Annotated in this window: 15 protein-coding genes; 10 read left to right on the top strand and 5 right to left on the bottom strand. The window is 49.5% G+C overall.

Annotated elements, in window-relative coordinates:
• Window positions 1–26 precede the first annotated feature (26 nt).
• From ACFFLE_RS07505 to ACFFLE_RS07490, 4 genes are all read right to left on the bottom strand, one after another.
• Window positions 27–287 (bottom strand): GNAT family N-acetyltransferase, encoded by a 261-nt coding sequence (locus ACFFLE_RS07505; protein WP_380570523.1) that lies wholly within the window; start codon window positions 285–287, stop codon window positions 27–29.
• A 12-nt stretch (window positions 288–299) separates the two neighbouring features.
• Entirely contained in the window at window positions 300–1,223 is a 924-nt protein-coding gene (locus ACFFLE_RS07500; RefSeq protein WP_380570522.1) for a manganese-dependent inorganic pyrophosphatase, read from the bottom strand.
• A 63-nt stretch (window positions 1,224–1,286) separates the two neighbouring features.
• Window positions 1,287–1,844 (bottom strand): cysteine hydrolase family protein, encoded by a 558-nt coding sequence (locus ACFFLE_RS07495; RefSeq protein WP_380570521.1) that lies wholly within the window; start codon window positions 1,842–1,844, stop codon window positions 1,287–1,289.
• A 34-nt stretch (window positions 1,845–1,878) separates the two neighbouring features.
• Window positions 1,879–3,060, bottom strand: coding sequence for an MFS transporter (locus ACFFLE_RS07490; protein WP_380570520.1), 1,182 nt, complete (start codon window positions 3,058–3,060; stop codon window positions 1,879–1,881).
• Between the two features lie 92 nt (window positions 3,061–3,152).
• Here ACFFLE_RS07490 and ACFFLE_RS07485 point away from each other — a divergent pair, with 92 nt between their 5' ends.
• The 10 genes from ACFFLE_RS07485 (at window position 3,153) to ACFFLE_RS07440 (ending at window position 14,610) form a co-directional block, all read left to right on the top strand.
• Window positions 3,153–4,601, top strand: a complete 1,449-nt coding sequence (locus ACFFLE_RS07485) for a nicotinate phosphoribosyltransferase (protein ID WP_380570519.1) — start codon at window positions 3,153–3,155, stop codon at window positions 4,599–4,601.
• A 7-nt stretch (window positions 4,602–4,608) separates the two neighbouring features.
• Window positions 4,609–5,451 (top strand): NAD(+) synthase, encoded by an 843-nt coding sequence (gene nadE / locus ACFFLE_RS07480; RefSeq protein WP_380570562.1) that lies wholly within the window; start codon window positions 4,609–4,611, stop codon window positions 5,449–5,451.
• A 28-nt stretch (window positions 5,452–5,479) separates the two neighbouring features.
• On the top strand, window positions 5,480–6,124 hold the full coding sequence (locus ACFFLE_RS07475) for a DUF2179 domain-containing protein (RefSeq protein WP_380570518.1): 645 nt from the start codon (window positions 5,480–5,482) through the stop codon (window positions 6,122–6,124).
• A complete protein-coding gene (locus ACFFLE_RS07470) occupies window positions 6,102–6,287 on the top strand; it encodes an NETI motif-containing protein (RefSeq protein WP_380570517.1) in 186 nt (61 codons plus the stop codon). The genes ACFFLE_RS07475 and ACFFLE_RS07470 overlap by 23 nt, the downstream gene beginning before the upstream one ends.
• A 121-nt stretch (window positions 6,288–6,408) precedes the next feature.
• Complete coding sequence (gene purB, locus ACFFLE_RS07465; RefSeq protein WP_380570516.1) at window positions 6,409–7,704, top strand: adenylosuccinate lyase; 1,296 nt, start codon at window positions 6,409–6,411, stop codon at window positions 7,702–7,704.
• 62 nt (window positions 7,705–7,766) lie between these two features.
• Entirely contained in the window at window positions 7,767–8,453 is a 687-nt protein-coding gene (locus ACFFLE_RS07460) for a M15 family metallopeptidase (protein WP_380570515.1), read from the top strand.
• 120 nt (window positions 8,454–8,573) lie between these two features.
• Window positions 8,574–9,248 carry a heptaprenylglyceryl phosphate synthase gene (gene pcrB, locus ACFFLE_RS07455; RefSeq protein ID WP_380570514.1) on the top strand — a complete coding sequence of 225 codons (675 nt, stop codon included), beginning with the start codon at window positions 8,574–8,576 and terminating at the stop codon, window positions 9,246–9,248.
• Between the two features lie 9 nt (window positions 9,249–9,257).
• Window positions 9,258–11,426 (top strand): DNA helicase PcrA, encoded by a 2,169-nt coding sequence (pcrA, locus tag ACFFLE_RS07450; RefSeq protein WP_380570513.1) that lies wholly within the window; start codon window positions 9,258–9,260, stop codon window positions 11,424–11,426.
• A gap of 8 nt (window positions 11,427–11,434) precedes the next feature.
• Window positions 11,435–13,411: an NAD-dependent DNA ligase LigA gene (ligA, locus tag ACFFLE_RS07445; protein ID WP_380570512.1), complete on the top strand. Its 1,977-nt coding sequence runs from the start codon at window positions 11,435–11,437 to the stop codon at window positions 13,409–13,411.
• On the top strand, window positions 13,408–14,610 hold the full coding sequence (locus tag ACFFLE_RS07440; protein WP_380570511.1) for a CamS family sex pheromone protein: 1,203 nt from the start codon (window positions 13,408–13,410) through the stop codon (window positions 14,608–14,610). The genes ligA and ACFFLE_RS07440 overlap by 4 nt, the downstream gene beginning before the upstream one ends.
• Window positions 14,611–14,660: 50 nt before the next feature.
• On the opposite strand, the gene putP is transcribed toward ACFFLE_RS07440, so the two are convergent.
• A complete protein-coding gene (putP, locus tag ACFFLE_RS07435; protein WP_380570510.1) occupies window positions 14,661–16,220 on the bottom strand; it encodes a sodium/proline symporter PutP in 1,560 nt (519 codons plus the stop codon).
• Between the last annotated feature and the right edge of the window lie 146 nt (window positions 16,221–16,366).

Raw genomic sequence — 16,366 nt, 5'->3', positions numbered from 1 at the left:
ACTTTTGTGGCGGTTCCTTTGTTTATCTACATCCTTATGTCATCGTACTCTGGACCGCGTATGGCATGCGGTACATACGGACATGTCGGCTTGATTTTCTTATTGTTCTCTCGGGCCATTGCGACAATTTCATCGACGAGGTCTTTTGCGAGGCCTCTGTTGCGCTGTTCCGGTACTGTATAGGTGCCGGTCACATCATAATAGTCTTCTTCATCTGTATAGATCAGTTCTGCGATGGATTGACCTTCTTCTTCAATATAGAGTTTGCCCGGTTCTTTCTTCATCATATTATCATCCTCCTAGGACAATGCCTTTGTGATCTGCGGCACCACTTGCTTCTTGCGTGATACCACACCTTCCAAAACTGCCGAGTTTTCATCCAGTGAAACATCGAATGCTTTTTCAACGGAACTTGAATTCTCCCCAAGGGCAAGTATCTTCGAGTTGGAGTTGATGATGTCAGTGACGACGAGGACGAACAGACCATAGCCCTCTGACTCGATCTGAGCTCTTATCGCGTCTTCAAGTTCCGTTTTCCTGTCAAACACTTCATCGACATCGACGACGTTCACTTGGGCGATACGTGTGGTGCTTCCTCCCATATCGAAAGATTTCGCATCCCCTGTAATCAACTCCTCAGCTGACTTATCGCTTGTTGAAGCGCCAGCTTTCAGCATTGCCAGGCCGAAGGACTCGATATCGACATCAGCAATCTTCTGGAGTGCTTCTGCTGCCGCTTCATCTTCTTTCGTCGTGGTAGGGGATTTGAATAGCAAAGTATCGGAAATGATGGCCGACAACATGAGTCCAGCCATTTCCCTGGAGATCTCCAGATTATTTTCCTCATATACTTTCTTCAATATCGTTGCAGTGCACCCAACCGGTTCTGCACGGTAGTACAGCGGCCCTTCCGTGTGGAAGTTCGAAATTCTGTGGTGATCGAAAACCTTCACTATTTCAGCTGATTCGATGTTTTCTGCAGATTGCTGGAATTCATTGTGGTCGACCAATATAACGGGGGTGCCCGCTTCAAGCGTCTCCAGATACTCTGGAGACGATACGCCGAATTCATCGAGTGCGTATTGTGTTTCAGGGTTCACTTCGCCAAGGCGGTAACTTTTCACATCATTGTCGAGCTTGGATTCGATATCCGCTGCGACGATGGCGGAAGTGATCGTATCTGTGTCTGGATTTTGATGACCGAATATCTTCGTTTGAGTCATGGTTACATTCTCCTTTAGGTTATGTTCTACTATTCCCATTTTATCACCGGACCATGCATTCATCTAGGGTTCTATTGTGGCACCAAGTGTATTTTTGAAGTGGTCGAGTGCGTAACGGTGCCCTTCCGGATTGAAGGAGGCCACACATGATTCCGGCACGACGATGCCATAACCATGGTTGTAGGCGTCAACCGCCGTGTGCATGATGCAGATGTCTGTGACCAGTCCGGTCAGCGTTACGGTGTTGATGCCCCTTTCCTGAAGCAGCTGATCCAGAGGTGTGCCGGCAAATGCGCTGTAGCGTCGCTTGTCGAGGAAGAATACATCGGGGTCTCCCTTGATGGTCTCATATGCCTCGCGAACGGTGCCGTAGAGTTCGCGTCCCGGCATGCCCTCTATATTGTGCGGCGGGAACAGCCGGGATTCTGGATGGTGCATGTCTTCTTCGTAGTGAAGGTCCATCATAAAGAAGATGGGCGTGCCTTTTTTGTGGGCTTCCCTGATTTTTTCGGCGATGTCCCCTTGGATGGCGCGCCCTGCTTCTCCCGCTGTCAATTTGCCGTCGGGTGCAGCGAAATCATAAGAGTAGTCGATGACCAATAATGCATTTTTCAATTTCATTTCCTCCTTTATGTTGTCGGGTGTAGTGCTGCCTTTATTGTGCCACATTTGGGCGCTTGTATCTAAATAATATATCCATCATCAGAACCAGGGTGATTGCTGCGGCAAAGAAGATGAAGTAGAAGGACCCTTTGCTGGCACTGATGACCGCACCTCCAATGACCGGCCCGACGATACTGCCGAGACTGAACATGATGCCAGCCATCAGATTGCCAGCCGGCAAGTTATATTTGGGTGTGATGTCGGTCATGTAGCTGATGCCAAGCGAATACATGGAACCCACGGCGACACCTGCCAGGATGAACAATATAAGCAGCATGACAAAGGAAGTATTGAACGCTTCCATGGCCAAAAAGAGCAGGATGCCTGTGGCGAGCAGAATGGGCATCAGGCGCCGGCGGCCGATGCGGTCGCCAAGTATGCCGATCGGTACCTGAAGCAGTATGGCACCGAGGCTGAAGGCCGGGAGTATCCAGGTGATGGCCGACAGGCTGAAGCCATTGCGGATGGCGAATACCGGAAAGTTGCTGTTCAAGGATGCCTCGAACACACCAAACAGCATCGGGAACAAAAAGGCGATCCAACTTGTGGCGAGCACATTTTTGAAATTGCGGAATGTATTGAAGACGGTGATCGGGACCCCGGAATCGATTGGTTTTGCGTCTGATGCGTCCCTCAGCAGAAAGATGAGTGGCCAGCCGACCATGGTCAACAGACCCGAGACGATGAACGGGAGCGGCTCCCATACCGTAACAAGTTCACTGATTTTAGGGCCAATCATGAAGCCGAAAGAAAAGAACAGGCCATAGAATGCGACGATGCGGCCGAGTTTATGCTGCGGCGTCGTCTGGGTAAGCCACGTCTGGGTGCTGAAGTGCAGCACGTTATCCCCGATTCCGACAAGGAGCCGGAGCAGGAACCACAGCCAGATGGTCTCAAGCACCGGAAACAGCAGAAGGGAGAGCCCGACTATGATGCCGCCGGTGATGATCATCGGCTTGAATCCATATTTCCTGAGCGGCGCTTCGATGAAAAGAGATGAGAGCAGGACACCTATGTAAAGCCCTGAAGCATGAAGGCCGTTCAGCGTGGCATTCACTTCCTGCTGTTCAAATATGAAAGAAATAAGCGGCAGCAGCATACCTTGTGAAAACCCCGATATCGCGACGATAAATGAAAGTACGATGAAGCGCATCCTGAAACTATCCAATTTCATGTGATCCCTCCAGTCATTTCTGTTTGTATGGAAGTCAGATGTGCTAAAATGAGTATAACTGATTTTAGCACTCCATGGAGGGACGAGACAAAATGTATCAACACGAAGATGACAGTTTCATGCTGCACACTGATCTATATCAAATCAATATGGGCAAGACCTATCTGGAGCAAGGACTTGAGGACCGTACGGCGGTGTTCGACCTGTATTTCCGCAACATGCCATTTGACAATGGCTATGCGGTCTTTGCCGGACTGCAGCGCATCATCAATTTCCTGAGCAACCTGAAATTTACAGAAAGTGATATCGACTATCTGCGCTCCATCGGCTACGAGGAGACTTTCCTAGACTACCTCAAAGATCTGAGGTTCACCGGCAAGGTACGTGCTGTCGAGGAGGGGGAGGTCGTCTTCAGCAACATGCCGCTCGTGCAGGTCGAAGCGCCCATCATAGAGGCTCAGCTTGTCGAAACCGCTTTGCTCAATATCGTCAATTTCCAGACGCTCATTGCCACAAAGGCGAGCCGCATGCGCCAAGTTGTGCCGAATGACACGCTGATGGAATTCGGTACACGCCGAGCCCATGAGTTCGATGCGGCCCTATGGGGTGCACGGGCGGCCGTCATAGGCGGCTTTGATGCCACGAGTAATGTCCGCGCAGCGAAGCTGTTTGGACTGGAAGCGAGCGGCACGCATGCGCATTCCATGGTGCAGGCCTATGGTGACGATTATGAAGCGTTCAAGGCATATGCAGAAACTCATAGGAACTGTGTCTTCCTCGTAGATACGTTCGATACGTTGAAGTCCGGCGTGCCAAATGCCATCCGTGTGGCGAAGGAGTACGGCGATAAGATCAATTTCATCGGTATCCGACTGGATTCCGGGGATATCGCCTATCTGTCAAAAGAAGCCCGTAAGATGCTGGATGAAGCAGGTTTGACGGAAGCCAAGATCATCGTTTCGAACGACCTGGATGAAATGACGATCCTGTCACTGTTATCCCAAGGCGCAAAAGTAGATGGTTGGGGCATAGGCACCAAACTGATAACAGCCTTCGACCAGCCGGCACTCGGAGCAGTCTATAAGCTTGTGGCGGTTGAAAATGAGGCAGGCGAACTCGAAAACAGGATAAAAATTTCAGGGAACCCCGAAAAAGTGACGACGCCCGGCAAGAAGAACGTCTACAGGATCATCAACCGCAATACCGGCATGTCAGAAGGTGAATACATCACCCATTTCGGGGAAGAGATGAAAGAAGATCCGCTGCTGATGTTCCACCCGATCCATACGATGAAGCGCAAGCTGATCCGGTCATATGAGGCGGTGGAACTGATGAGGGATATATTTGTCGACGGGGAATGCGTGTACGAGCAGGAAACGATCGATGAGATCAAAGCCCGGCACGCCGCAAGCCTCGAAGTGTTGTGGGAGGAATATCAACGCTTCTTGAATCCGGAGGAGTATCCGGTCGACTTGTCGAAGGAATTGTGGCAGATAAAACAGGATCTTATAGAAGAAGCAAGCAATAAAAAATTGGAATAAGGAAGTGATGCAAGTGTTGCAGCAGGAAATAATGGAGAAACTTCATGCCAAACCCCAAATAGAACCTGAAAGTGAAGCGCGTGAGATCATTGATTTCATTAAGGAGTATGCGCTGAAGCACCCGTTCATCAAGTCGTTCGTGCTCGGCATCTCAGGCGGCCAGGACTCCACCTTGCTCGGCAGGTTGGCTCAGATGGCCACAGATGAGCTGAATACGGAACGTGAAGGGAAGTATGCCTTCCACGCATTGCGCCTGCCCTATGGAAAGCAGAACGATGAACAGGATGCCATCGATGCACTAAATTTCATCCAGCCGACCTACAGGGCGACAATCGATATAAAACCTGCCGTTGATGCGAGCATCGCCGCCCTGTATGAGGCAGGTTACGAGTTGAGTGATTTCGTCGAAGGCAACGAAAAGGCGAGGGAACGCATGAAGGTCCAGTACGCTGTCGCCGCTAAAACAGGCGGTGTGGTACTTGGCGCCGACCATGCGGCTGAAGCCATAACCGGCTTCTATACAAAGTATGGTGACGGGGCAGCGGATCTGATGCCACTCTATGGCCTGAACAAACGCCAGGGCAAGCAGATCATGAAATACCTGGGTGCCCCGGACCACCTTGTCAATAAAGTGCCGACAGCAGACTTGGAGGATGACCAGCCGATGATCGGGGATGAAGAGGCGCTCGGCGTCACCTATGATGCGATTGATGATTTCCTCGAAGGACGCGAGGTCTCCCCAGAGGACTACAGGACCATCACCGGGTGGTATAAACGGACGCAACATAAACGCGATCTCCCGTATCATAGATATAGCCGACCTGCCTATGACCAGACGGACACCAATTAAAAAACTCAGATCAGAAAGGTAGAATGGAATGATTGCAACGATATCTGAAAACCCCTGGCTGATGGTGCTGGTCATATTCGTCATCAACATCATCTATGTCAGCTTCCTGACGATGCGGACGATTGCGACCTTGAAAGGCTACCGCTATACCGCAGCAAGCTTCAGCATCATGGAAACATTGGTCTATGTCATCGGTCTCGGCCTCGTACTTGAGAATCTTGACCAATTCCAGAATGTCATCGCCTATGCCCTCGGTTTCGGGGCAGGGATCCTTGTCGGACTCAAGATAGAGGAAAAACTGGCACTTGGCTATTTGGTCGTAAATGTCATTACAGCTGAAAAAGACAAGGATCTGCCGACCAACATACGGGACCTGGGTTACGGGGTGACCCACGGCTATCAATACGGCCGCGACGGCCAACGTACGACGATGCAGATATTGACACCGCGCAAATACGAACGGAAACTGATTGCGACCATAAAGGAACTCGATGAAAAGGCGTTCATCATCGCCTATGAACCGAAGAACATCAATGGTGGTTTCTGGACCAAAGGGGTCAGACGTAAACGTCTGAAGAACTACGAACCTGAAAATGTAGAAGAAGTGTTGGAAGAAATCTACGAAGAAAAGGAACTGGAAGATGACAGGGATGCCAAAAAAGAAGAAATTTAGAGTAGAGCGCGATGAATCACCGGCTGATTGCCTGGCGCGCATGCGGGAGGCGGGCTATACTCCTGTCCGCCGCATGGAACAGCCAGTCTTCATCGAGCGGGGAGGCCGACGTGTGGTCGACCATCAGGAGATTGTATTTGAAGGTAAAAGGATTGAAGAATAGACGGGTAAAATGATTTACCCGTCTATTTTTTCGAACGTTTTTAAATTATATATATAAAAAGTTCGTTTTATGAGATATTTTGTTATAATGAGATAGAAATAAATCTAAGGAGTGTTTATATATGATCTCCCGTTATTCGCGAGAAGAGATGTCAAATATCTGGACAGAAGAAAACCGTTTTGAGGCATGGCTTGAAGTTGAGATACTGGCTTCAGAGGCATGGGCGGAGCTCGGTTACATACCAAAGTCGGAAGTACAGGAAATCAGAAAGAATGCAAAGATCGATGTGGAGCGCATCAAAGAAATAGAGATGGAAACACGCCATGATGTCGTCGCATTTACACGTCAAGTATCGGAAACGCTTGGAGAAGAACGCAAGTGGGTACACTATGGCCTGACTTCGACGGATGTGGTCGACACGGCACAGAGTTACCTCATCAAGCAGGCGAACGAGATTATAGAAAAAGATCTTGAAGCTTTCATCGAAGTGCTTGGGGAAAAGGCAAAAGCGCATAAGACGACCTTGATGATGGGACGTACACATGGGGTCCATGCAGAACCGACGACATTCGGCATCAAAATGGCCCTATGGTATATGGAAATGAAGCGTAATCTCGAGCGCTTCAAAAATGTCCGCAAAGAAGTGGAAGTCGGCAAGATGAGCGGGGCGGTGGGCACGTTCGCCAACATACCGCCTGAAGTAGAGAGCTATGTATGTGAACACCTCGGGCTCGGGACAGCTGAAGTCTCTACCCAGACGCTGCAGCGCGATCGTCATGCCTACTATATTGCGACGCTTGGATTGATTGCGACGTCCATCGAGAAGTTTGCGGTAGAGATCCGCGGCTTGCAGAAGACGGAAACACGCGAAGTCGAAGAAGCATTCGCCAAAGGCCAAAAGGGGTCAAGCGCCATGCCGCATAAGCGTAATCCGATCGGCAGCGAGAACGTGACTGGATTGTCCAGGGTGCTCCGCGGCTACATCACCACCGCCTATGAAAACGTACCGCTCTGGCATGAACGTGACATCTCCCATTCATCTGCTGAGCGCATCATGATGCCGGACGTCACCATCGCACTCGACTACATGCTCGGGCGTTTCACGAACATCGTCCGCAACCTGACTGTGTTTGAAGATAACATGAAAGCGAACATCGACAAGACCTTCGGCCTGGTCTACTCCCAGCGCGTCATGCTTACGCTGATCGATAAAGGGCTTGTACGTGAAGAAGCGTATGATCTGGTGCAGCCGAAAGCAATGGAATCATGGGAGACGAAAGTGCCGTTCCGTGAACTTGTCGAAAAGGACGAACGCATCCAGGAATTGTTGTCACCAGAAGAAATCGAGGACTGCTTCGATGAAACACATCACTTAAAACGCGTTGACATCATCTTCAAGAGGGCAGGTTTGGAATAAGCGTGCATTGGATGCCTGAAATATGATAATCTGAAACCAAAAGGGAACAAGGGAGCTTTTCGATGGGTAGATTATTGAAGTTTATGGTGCTGTTTCTGCTGGTTCTACAGGCAGCCGCCTGCGGCAGAGGATTGGAAGAGGCTGAGACTCGACCGCACGAGACTTTCGAGCGCGCCTACGATCCGGCTGAAATCGGTAAGCTTCAAGCAGTGCCGGATATAGCAGTGGTGGACGGCCTGACCTATGTGGACGGCATACTTATTGCCAACAAAGAATATGCCCTGCCTGAAGACTACAATCCTGGACTGCAGCCGGAAGTGATCGAATCCTATAAGCAGATGTTCCGCGACGGGGCTGAGGAAGGGCTTGATTTCATCATGGTCAGCGGATTCAGATCCTACGATTATCAAGTCGGCCTATACAATAGATATGTGGCAAGGGAAGGCAAGGAAGCGGCCGACCGCTACAGTGCCCGGCCGGGGCACTCGGAACATCAGACCGGCCTGACGATAGATGTGGGTTCGGCGGAGAGCACTGCGAACCTGAAGACGGAATTTGGGGAAACGCCCGAATATAAATGGATGAAAGATGTAGCCCACGAGTACGGCTTCATCGTCCGCTACCCTGAAGGGAAGGAAGATATTACAGGGTATATGTACGAACCATGGCATCTGCGCTATGTCGGAGATGAAGCGGAAGCGATATACGAAAGTGGACTGTCCCTTGAAGAATATCTTGGCATCGACTAGAATGACCTGGGCCCTGAAACCCAGGTCATTTTTTTATTCGCAGCTTCTGAAATCATCCATATAGCAGGCCAGGATGCCCGTAAAAATGCTATAATATGTTTATGAATTTTGATGGGAGTTTTGTATATGATGGAAGAGTGCAGACATGTATTCAAACTGGATCCGGCCGAAGAAATCGGGGATGAGGCACTGGCCCGCATCTGTGAATCCAATACAGACGCGATAATCATCGGCGGAACAGATAACATCACTGAAGACAACGTACTCAATCTGATGGCACGTGTCAGACGGTTCGCAGTGCCACTGGCGCTTGAAGTCACCTCTCCTGAAGCCGTCATACCGGGTTTTGACCACTATTTCATTCCAGCGGTATTCAATACGGGGGACATCAAGTGGCAGCATGGCATCATGCTCGATGCATTGGCAGACTATGGGCATCTGCTCGATTATGATGAAGTCTCCCTGTTGCCGTACCTCATCATGAACCCTGACAGTAAAGCGTTCAAGAAAGCACAGGGCAGGGAAATTACGGAAGAGATGCTGCCGCATTACATCAACATGCTGGATAAACTATATCAAGTACCCTACATATATATCGAGTACAGCGGCGTGTACGGAAACCCTGAACTGATGAAGCGCGTGCGTGAAAATACAACCCGTTCCCACATAATATATGGCGGTGGGATATCGACCAGGGGACAGGCAGAAGAAATGGCGGAGCATGCCGATACAATCGTCGTCGGCAACGTCATCTACGATAGTATGAAGAAAGCATTAAAGACAATCATAAAATAAATTGGAGTTTTGGATATGGATCTCAGCTTGATGAATAAGGAACAGAAAAAAGCAATAAAGACTACAGAGGGCCCGCTTCTGATCATGGCCGGGGCAGGAAGCGGCAAGACGCGCGTCCTGACGCACCGCATCGCCTATCTGCTCGGCGAGAAGGAAGTGCCGTCACGCAACATCCTTGCGATCACTTTTACGAATAAGGCAGCGCGCGAAATGAAGGAGCGGGTTGCAGCCCTTGTTGGCGGTGGGGCGGCGAGTATGTGGATATCAACCTTCCACTCCATGTGTGTTCGAATACTAAGGAGCAACATCAACTACATCGGATATGAAAACAGCTTCTCGATCCTGGATCCGACAGATCAGAAATCAGTAATCAAAGATATCCTGAAGCGGCGCAATCTGGATGTCAAGCAACACAACCCGAGAAACATCATCGGCTACATATCAGACAAGAAGAATCAACTCATCAAACCGGACCAGGCAATCAGTGAAGCGGCTTCCTATCCGGATACCCTCTATAGTGAAATGTACAGCGACTACCAGCGCATCCTCTACCGCAATAGTGCACTTGATTTTGATGATCTGATAATGCTGACGATAGAACTATTCGATAAGGAACCGAAAGTGCTTGAACATTACCAGAACCGCTTCCAATATATACATGTAGATGAGTATCAGGATACAAACCACGCCCAATACCGGCTCATCAATCAACTGGCCAAAAAATACCGCAATATATGCGTCGTCGGGGATTCCGACCAGTCGATCTATAAATTCCGCGGCGCGGATATTACAAATATCCTCAACTTCGAGGATGATTATCCGGAAGCGACCGTCATAACACTCGAGCAGAACTACCGCTCAAGCAAGAACATACTGGACGCTGCGAATGCAGTCATAGAAAACAACACAGAACGGAAACCCAAAGCCCTGCGCACTGCGAGGGACGGCGGGCCGAAGCTGCAGCTCATGGTATCGGACTCGGAACGTGGTGAGGCGGAAACGATCATCGGCAACATCCAATCACTCTCAGACGAGCATTCCTACAGCGATATGGCCGTTCTGTATCGGACCAACGCCCAATCACGTGCCATAGAGGATGCCTTGGTCAAATCGAACATCCCCTACAAGATGGTGGGCGGGATGAAATTCTACGACCGTAAGGAAATCAAGGATCTCATGAGTTATCTGAAGGTGATATTGAATCCGAATGATGACATCAGTTTCGAGCGCATCGTCAACACACCAAAGCGTGGCCTTGGGCCGAAGACGATCGATAAGCTGAAGGCCCATGGCCAGAACACGGGCATCAGTATATTTGAAGCAATCAAGGAATCCGATTTCATCGGTATACCGAAGACAGCGGTCGTCAAACTCATGGGGCTTGTCGATTTGCTGGAGGGCCTGAAGCACAAATCGCGCTTCCTGACGATCACGGAACTTGTGGACGAAGTCTTAAAGCATAGTGGCTACAGGAAGATGCTTGAAGGGGAGAAGTCGATTGAAGCGACAAGCCGGCTTGAGAACTTGGAAGAGTTTAAGACGGTCACCATGGAGTTCGATCGGGACAATGAAATATCCGACGAATTGCTCTTTACTTTCCTGAGTGATATGGCGCTCGTATCGGATCAGGACAGTGTGGAAGATGACTCGGGTGTGACGCTTATGACGATGCACGCCTCAAAAGGCCTGGAATTCAAAGTCGTCTTCGTAGTCGGACTGGAAGAAGGCATATTCCCATCGAGGCGGGTGGCCTATGATGATAGGGAACTCGAAGAGGAACGGAGGCTCATGTATGTTGCATTGACCCGGGCCGAAGATCGGCTATTCCTCTCACGTGCCAACAGCCGGATGATCTTCGGCAAGACGGAGTCGAATATCCAGAGCCGTTTCCTCTCTGAAATACCTGAGACGCTTGTGGAGGGGAAGGAAGCTGTTGGAGGTTCTGCTTCTGATGGCATGAAGAAAAGGAGCGGGAAGCCTAAAAGGAGCCGCGTGCTTACAAACAACAGTGGGGTCACTTTTTCAATTGGGGATAAAGTGGAACATAAAAAATTCGGTGACGGCATCATTTCCGGCATCAAAGGTGAAGGGGATAGCCAGGAGCTTGATATCGTATTTACGAAAGCGGGAGTCAAACGTCTGCTCGCCAACTTTGCACCGATAGAGAAGAAGGAGTAGGTTGATTCATGGAAGAAAAAATTAAAGCACTGCAGGATAAGCTCAACCGCTATAACTATGAATACCACGTTCTGGATGCCCCTTCTGTTCCGGATAGTGAATACGACAAACTGCTGCATGAGCTCATTGAACTTGAAGCGGCATATCCTGAATTCAAAACGGATACTTCACCGACGGTAAGGGTCGGCGGTGCCGTACTCGACCGTTTCAGGAAAGTCCAGCATGATACGCCGATGCTGAGCCTGGGCAATGCTTTCGATGAAGACAGCCTGCGCGCTTTCGATAAAAGGGTCAGGGAGGCTGTAGGGGAAGTCGAATATATGTGCGAACTGAAGATAGACGGCCTGGCCGTCTCCCTGAAATATGAAGATGGCAAATTCGTCCAGGGCGCAACGCGCGGAGACGGGACGGTCGGCGAGGATATCACGGCCAACCTCAGGACGATCCGGGCAATCCCCCTGGAACTGACCTCATCGTTATCCTTTGAAGTGCGCGGCGAAGCCTATATGCCCAAACCAGCTTTCGAAAAATTGAATGAAGCACGAGAAGCGAAAGGAGAAGCTCTTTTCCAGAACCCGAGGAATGCAGCTGCCGGTTCTTTGCGGCAACTCGATCCGAAACTTGCAGGCAAACGGAATTTATCGATCTTCCTCTATAGTGTAAATGATTTGAGTGGGCTTTCGGCAAAGACCCAGGATGAGGCGCTGAAGCGGCTCGATGGGGAAGGGTTCAAAACAAACCGTGAACGTCGCCTTGTCGATGATATCGAAGGGGTCCTCGATTATGTGGGGTACTGGTCGAACCGGCGCAACGATCTTGATTATGATATAGACGGCATAGTAATCAAGGTCAATGCACTCAATGCACAGGAACAGCTTGGGTTCACCGCAAAATCACCGCGCTGGGCAATCGCATATAAATTTCCTGCTGAAGAAGTCGTGACGGACCTACTCGACATCGAGCTGACCGTCGGCCGTACCGGTGCGATTACACCGACTGCGCTATTGAAGCCGGTGAAAGTGGCGGGGACGACCGTCGCCCGTGCCTCACTCCATAACCATGAACTCATTGAACAGAAGGACATCCGCATCAACGATAAAGTGATCATAAGGAAAGCAGGTGACATCATCCCGGAAGTCGTGCGGCCGATACTGGAGGAACGTACAGACCAGAAAGTCTATAAAGCACCGACAGAATGTCCAGGGTGTGGCCATGAAACAGTCAAGCTGGAAGATGAAGTGGCCATTCGCTGCATCAACCCTGGATGTCCGGCACAGCTCGTTGAAGGAATGATCCATTTCGTCTCGCGCACTGCCATGAATATCGACGGACTTGGGGAGAAAGTCGTCAAACAGCTGTTTGATGCCGGCTTGATCAATGATGTTGGCGATATTTATGCGCTCACCCGTGAAGATCTGCTTCCTCTAGAGCGCATGGGAGAGAAAAAGACTACGAATTTGCTTGAAGCGATCGAAGCATCCAAAGCCAATCCGCTCAGAAAGCTACTCGTCGGACTTGGCATACGGTTTGTCGGGGCAAAGGCTTCAGAACTCATCGCACAGGAATTCGGTACGATGGATGAAATCATGGCGCAGCCGAAGGAACGGCTTGTCGAGGTTCCAGAAATCGGTGAGAAGATTGCAGATTCGATAGTGACCTATACCCATCATCCCGATTTTCGGGCACTGGTCGATAAACTGAAGCACTACTCAGTGAATATGACGGAAGAAGTGCAGGAAGCAGCGAGTAATGCATTTGAAGGCATGACCTTCGTCCTGACCGGTAAACTCGAGCAGTTGACCCGAAATGAAGCCAAAGCACTCATTGAGGATGCTGGAGGCAAGGTGGCAGGCAGCGTATCCCAAAAAACGGATGTGGTTGTCGCCGGAGAAGAGGCGGGAAGCAAACTTGAAACAGCGCAATCGCTTGGTGTAAGCGTATGGGATGAAGCGGAATTTTTAGAGAAAACGGGGCGACAGTCATGATGAAGAAGAATCTTTTTGCCATTTTTGCCTTGTCGCTTATACTCACGGCATGTGGGAGTGAGGAAGAGGTTTCAGAGAATGAGAAGGAGCGTAAATCAGAAGAAGTCAATACGGCCCCTGTCGAAAAACAGGAAGAAACTGTGACTGAAGGGGCTTCGGATACAGTCCATTACCGGACTGTAATTCCCTACGAGATATCTCCGACAAGAGGACTGACGAGTGCCAATATGCCATCTTCCTATGACATCGAAACATTTGAAAAGGGATTGTTCGAACTGAGCAAGGATGTTTTCCCGACAAAAGAATATGCATTCCGGGAAGGCCAGATATTTACAGAAGAAATGGTGAAAGGCTATCTCGGCCGGCGCTATACCCAAGACGAGATAGCAGCGATGAGCGAGGAGGAGAAATCCCAGAATAATGCATTCAGCAATCTGGGGTTGAATCCCTCTGCAGAAGGCGAGACAGATCCGGAAGCCATTGCACAAAACGCCCCGATCTATCTGTCGCACATATTGGAGCAGAATTATATGAGTGGTGAGGGCGATGAACTGGCTCTAAACGGCATGACCATCGGCCTCGCGATGAATAGTGAATACCATTACCAGAAAGAAGAGCATGGACAGGTCTTCACTGAAGAGTTGGATAAGGCGACCGTCCAGCAGCAGGGCGAAAAGATGGCTGCAGAAATCCTTGAGAGGATCCGGGCGAATGAGGACTACAAAGATCTGGAAATTGTCTTTGCGATCTTCATACAATCAAAGGAAGATTCGATCACCCCTGGAAATTTCGTATCCACAGGCACAGCGGCGCCGGGGGAAGATAAAATAGGAGGTTTCAAGGAAGTCGATGAAAAATATATGCTGTTGCCTTCCGGCGAAGCCGGCGCCATCAGCGAAGAGGTCAACAGTGACTATAAAAACTTCAACCGCAAACTTGAGTCCTATTTCGACAGTTTCACAACTTCCATCGGCGAAGGGTACTTCAAAGATGGAAAGGTTGAACATATTTCCATCGAAATTCCACTCGACTACAGCAGCCGGGGGGAAGTGATCGGACTGACCCAATATGTAAGTACACTCGCAGAAGAGCATTTCAGGGATATAGAAGTGGAGATATCGATTAAAGATAAGAATAAGGCATATGCACTGATTACAAAAAATGCAGAAAACACCGTAGAAGTCCATATATATGAATAAAAAGATCCTCAGTCCAGAAAGGACTGAGGATCTTTGATGATATATCCTGTTTATCTGTTGTTTTTCAGGATGTCGGTTGTTTCGTCGAATTCGGCTTCCATTTCCTTCGTTATACCAGTGCCTCTAGTCATTTTACTTACTATGACGGCGGCAAGTGTAGATACGATGACGCCAGGTATGATTTCATAAAGGCCTGTACCGAAAGTGCCTGCTGCAATCCAGATGATGACGGTCGCAGCCCCTGCAATGATGGAAGATACAGCGCCGGAACGCGTAAGACCTTTCCAATGGAGGGACAGGACGACCAGTGGTCCGAATGCAGCACCGAATCCGGCCCAAGCGTTAGCTACGATGTTAAGGATCACGGATTCGTCATCCCATGCGATGATGATCGCTACGACTGCAACGAGGATGACGGATAGACGTCCCAGTAGGACGAAGTGCTGATCCAGCTCTTCTTTTGTCTTAGATTCGTTCGATAGCGTCTTCCTTCTCATTATCTTATAGAAATCTTGGACAAGCGAGCTCGAAGTGACCAGCAGTTGGGACGAAATGGTGCTCATGATCGCCGCCAATATGGCTGCCAGGAAGAAACCACCGATAAGAGGGTGGAACAGCACTTGGCTCATCAGTATCAGAATGGTCTCGGGATCGGATACAGAGTTTGCTGTTGCGTCGGTGAACGCAATACCAAGCAGACCTGTTATGGTCGCCCCAAGTAGCGAGATGCCCATCCAGACGATGCCGATGCGACGCGCCTTAGGCACTATCTTGTGTGACTTGATGGACATGAAGCGCACAATGATGTGCGGTTGGCCGAAGTACCCAAAGCCCCAAGCGAGGTTGCTCAAGATGGTTATGAGTGAGACGCCACCGACAAATGACAAGTAGTTGATGTCAGCTGCGTTGCCAAGCTCCTCAATCTTGACGAATGGTTCGATGCCCTGACCCGTCAAATTCAGCCAAGCGACGATCGGAATCAAGAATATTGCGATAAACATGATCGTCCCCTGGAAGAAGTCGGTCAGACTGACTGCCAGGTAGCCACCGAAGAATGTGTAGATGACGACAACACTGGCTGTAACGAACAGTCCCCAGTGGTAGGGAACGTTGAAGGCGCTCTCGAAGAGTTTACCTCCGGATACCATTCCACTTGCAGTATAGACTGCAAAGAATATTACGATGACGACGCCTGAAACAATTTTCAGTATGTGCTGGTCGTCCTTAAAACGATTTTCAAAAAAGTCCGGAAGTGTAATGGAATCATTGGACACTTCAGAATAGACGCGGAGCCGTGGTGCGACAACCCAATAGTTGACATAGGCCCCTATGGTCAGACCGATGGCGATCCAAAGACTGGAAAGCCCGACGCTGTACATGCTGCCAGGCAGCCCCATCAGCATCCATCCGCTCATATCGGATGCCCCTGCCGATAACGCAGTTACCCAAGGGCCGATATTACGGCCACCGAGCATGTAACCGCTAAGATTGGATGTCGATTGCTTGTATGCATAGAATCCGATAATGATGAGGATCAAGAAGTAGAGACCCATCATTATGTACTCCTGCAATCCAGCTGTAAATGTGAATTGTGCTGAATTCAGTATCATATTTTATCTCCTCCCCCTTTGATACGATACAAAACCTAAAACGCCATTGCAAACAGTTTTCATGGATTTCCAATCCAAAACAAAGCAAAAACCTTGACGCTATAGGCCTGTAGTAAGTATAAAATTACACAGTTTTATTATACTAT

Origin of the sequence: Salinicoccus siamensis (assembly GCF_042429615.1) — a bacterium.
Taxonomy (GTDB): Bacteria; Bacillota; Bacilli; order Staphylococcales; family Salinicoccaceae; genus Salinicoccus; species Salinicoccus siamensis.
This window is presented reverse-complemented; position numbering and strand designations above follow the sequence as displayed.

What these genes read in the sequence shown, in the direction of transcription:
- ACFFLE_RS07500 (WP_380570522.1), bottom strand. Translation starts at nt 1,223, where the DNA reads ATGACTCAAACGAAGATATTCGGTCATCAAAATCCAGACACAGATACG.
- ACFFLE_RS07490 (WP_380570520.1), bottom strand. Translation starts at nt 3,060, where the DNA reads ATGAAATTGGATAGTTTCAGGATGCGCTTCATCGTACTTTCATTTATC.
- ACFFLE_RS07440 (WP_380570511.1), top strand. Translation starts at nt 13,408, where the DNA reads ATGATGAAGAAGAATCTTTTTGCCATTTTTGCCTTGTCGCTTATACTC.
- ACFFLE_RS07470 (WP_380570517.1), top strand. Translation starts at nt 6,102, where the DNA reads ATGCCAAAAAAGAAGAAATTTAGAGTAGAGCGCGATGAATCACCGGCT.
- ligA (WP_380570512.1), top strand. Translation starts at nt 11,435, where the DNA reads ATGGAAGAAAAAATTAAAGCACTGCAGGATAAGCTCAACCGCTATAAC.
- ACFFLE_RS07485 (WP_380570519.1), top strand. Translation starts at nt 3,153, where the DNA reads ATGTATCAACACGAAGATGACAGTTTCATGCTGCACACTGATCTATAT.
- nadE (WP_380570562.1), top strand. Translation starts at nt 4,609, where the DNA reads ATGCAAGTGTTGCAGCAGGAAATAATGGAGAAACTTCATGCCAAACCC.
- ACFFLE_RS07495 (WP_380570521.1), bottom strand. Translation starts at nt 1,844, where the DNA reads ATGAAATTGAAAAATGCATTATTGGTCATCGACTACTCTTATGATTTC.
- ACFFLE_RS07475 (WP_380570518.1), top strand. Translation starts at nt 5,480, where the DNA reads ATGATTGCAACGATATCTGAAAACCCCTGGCTGATGGTGCTGGTCATA.
- putP (WP_380570510.1), bottom strand. Translation starts at nt 16,220, where the DNA reads ATGATACTGAATTCAGCACAATTCACATTTACAGCTGGATTGCAGGAG.
- purB (WP_380570516.1), top strand. Translation starts at nt 6,409, where the DNA reads ATGATCTCCCGTTATTCGCGAGAAGAGATGTCAAATATCTGGACAGAA.
- ACFFLE_RS07460 (WP_380570515.1), top strand. Translation starts at nt 7,767, where the DNA reads ATGGGTAGATTATTGAAGTTTATGGTGCTGTTTCTGCTGGTTCTACAG.
- ACFFLE_RS07505 (WP_380570523.1), bottom strand. Translation starts at nt 287, where the DNA reads ATGATGAAGAAAGAACCGGGCAAACTCTATATTGAAGAAGAAGGTCAA.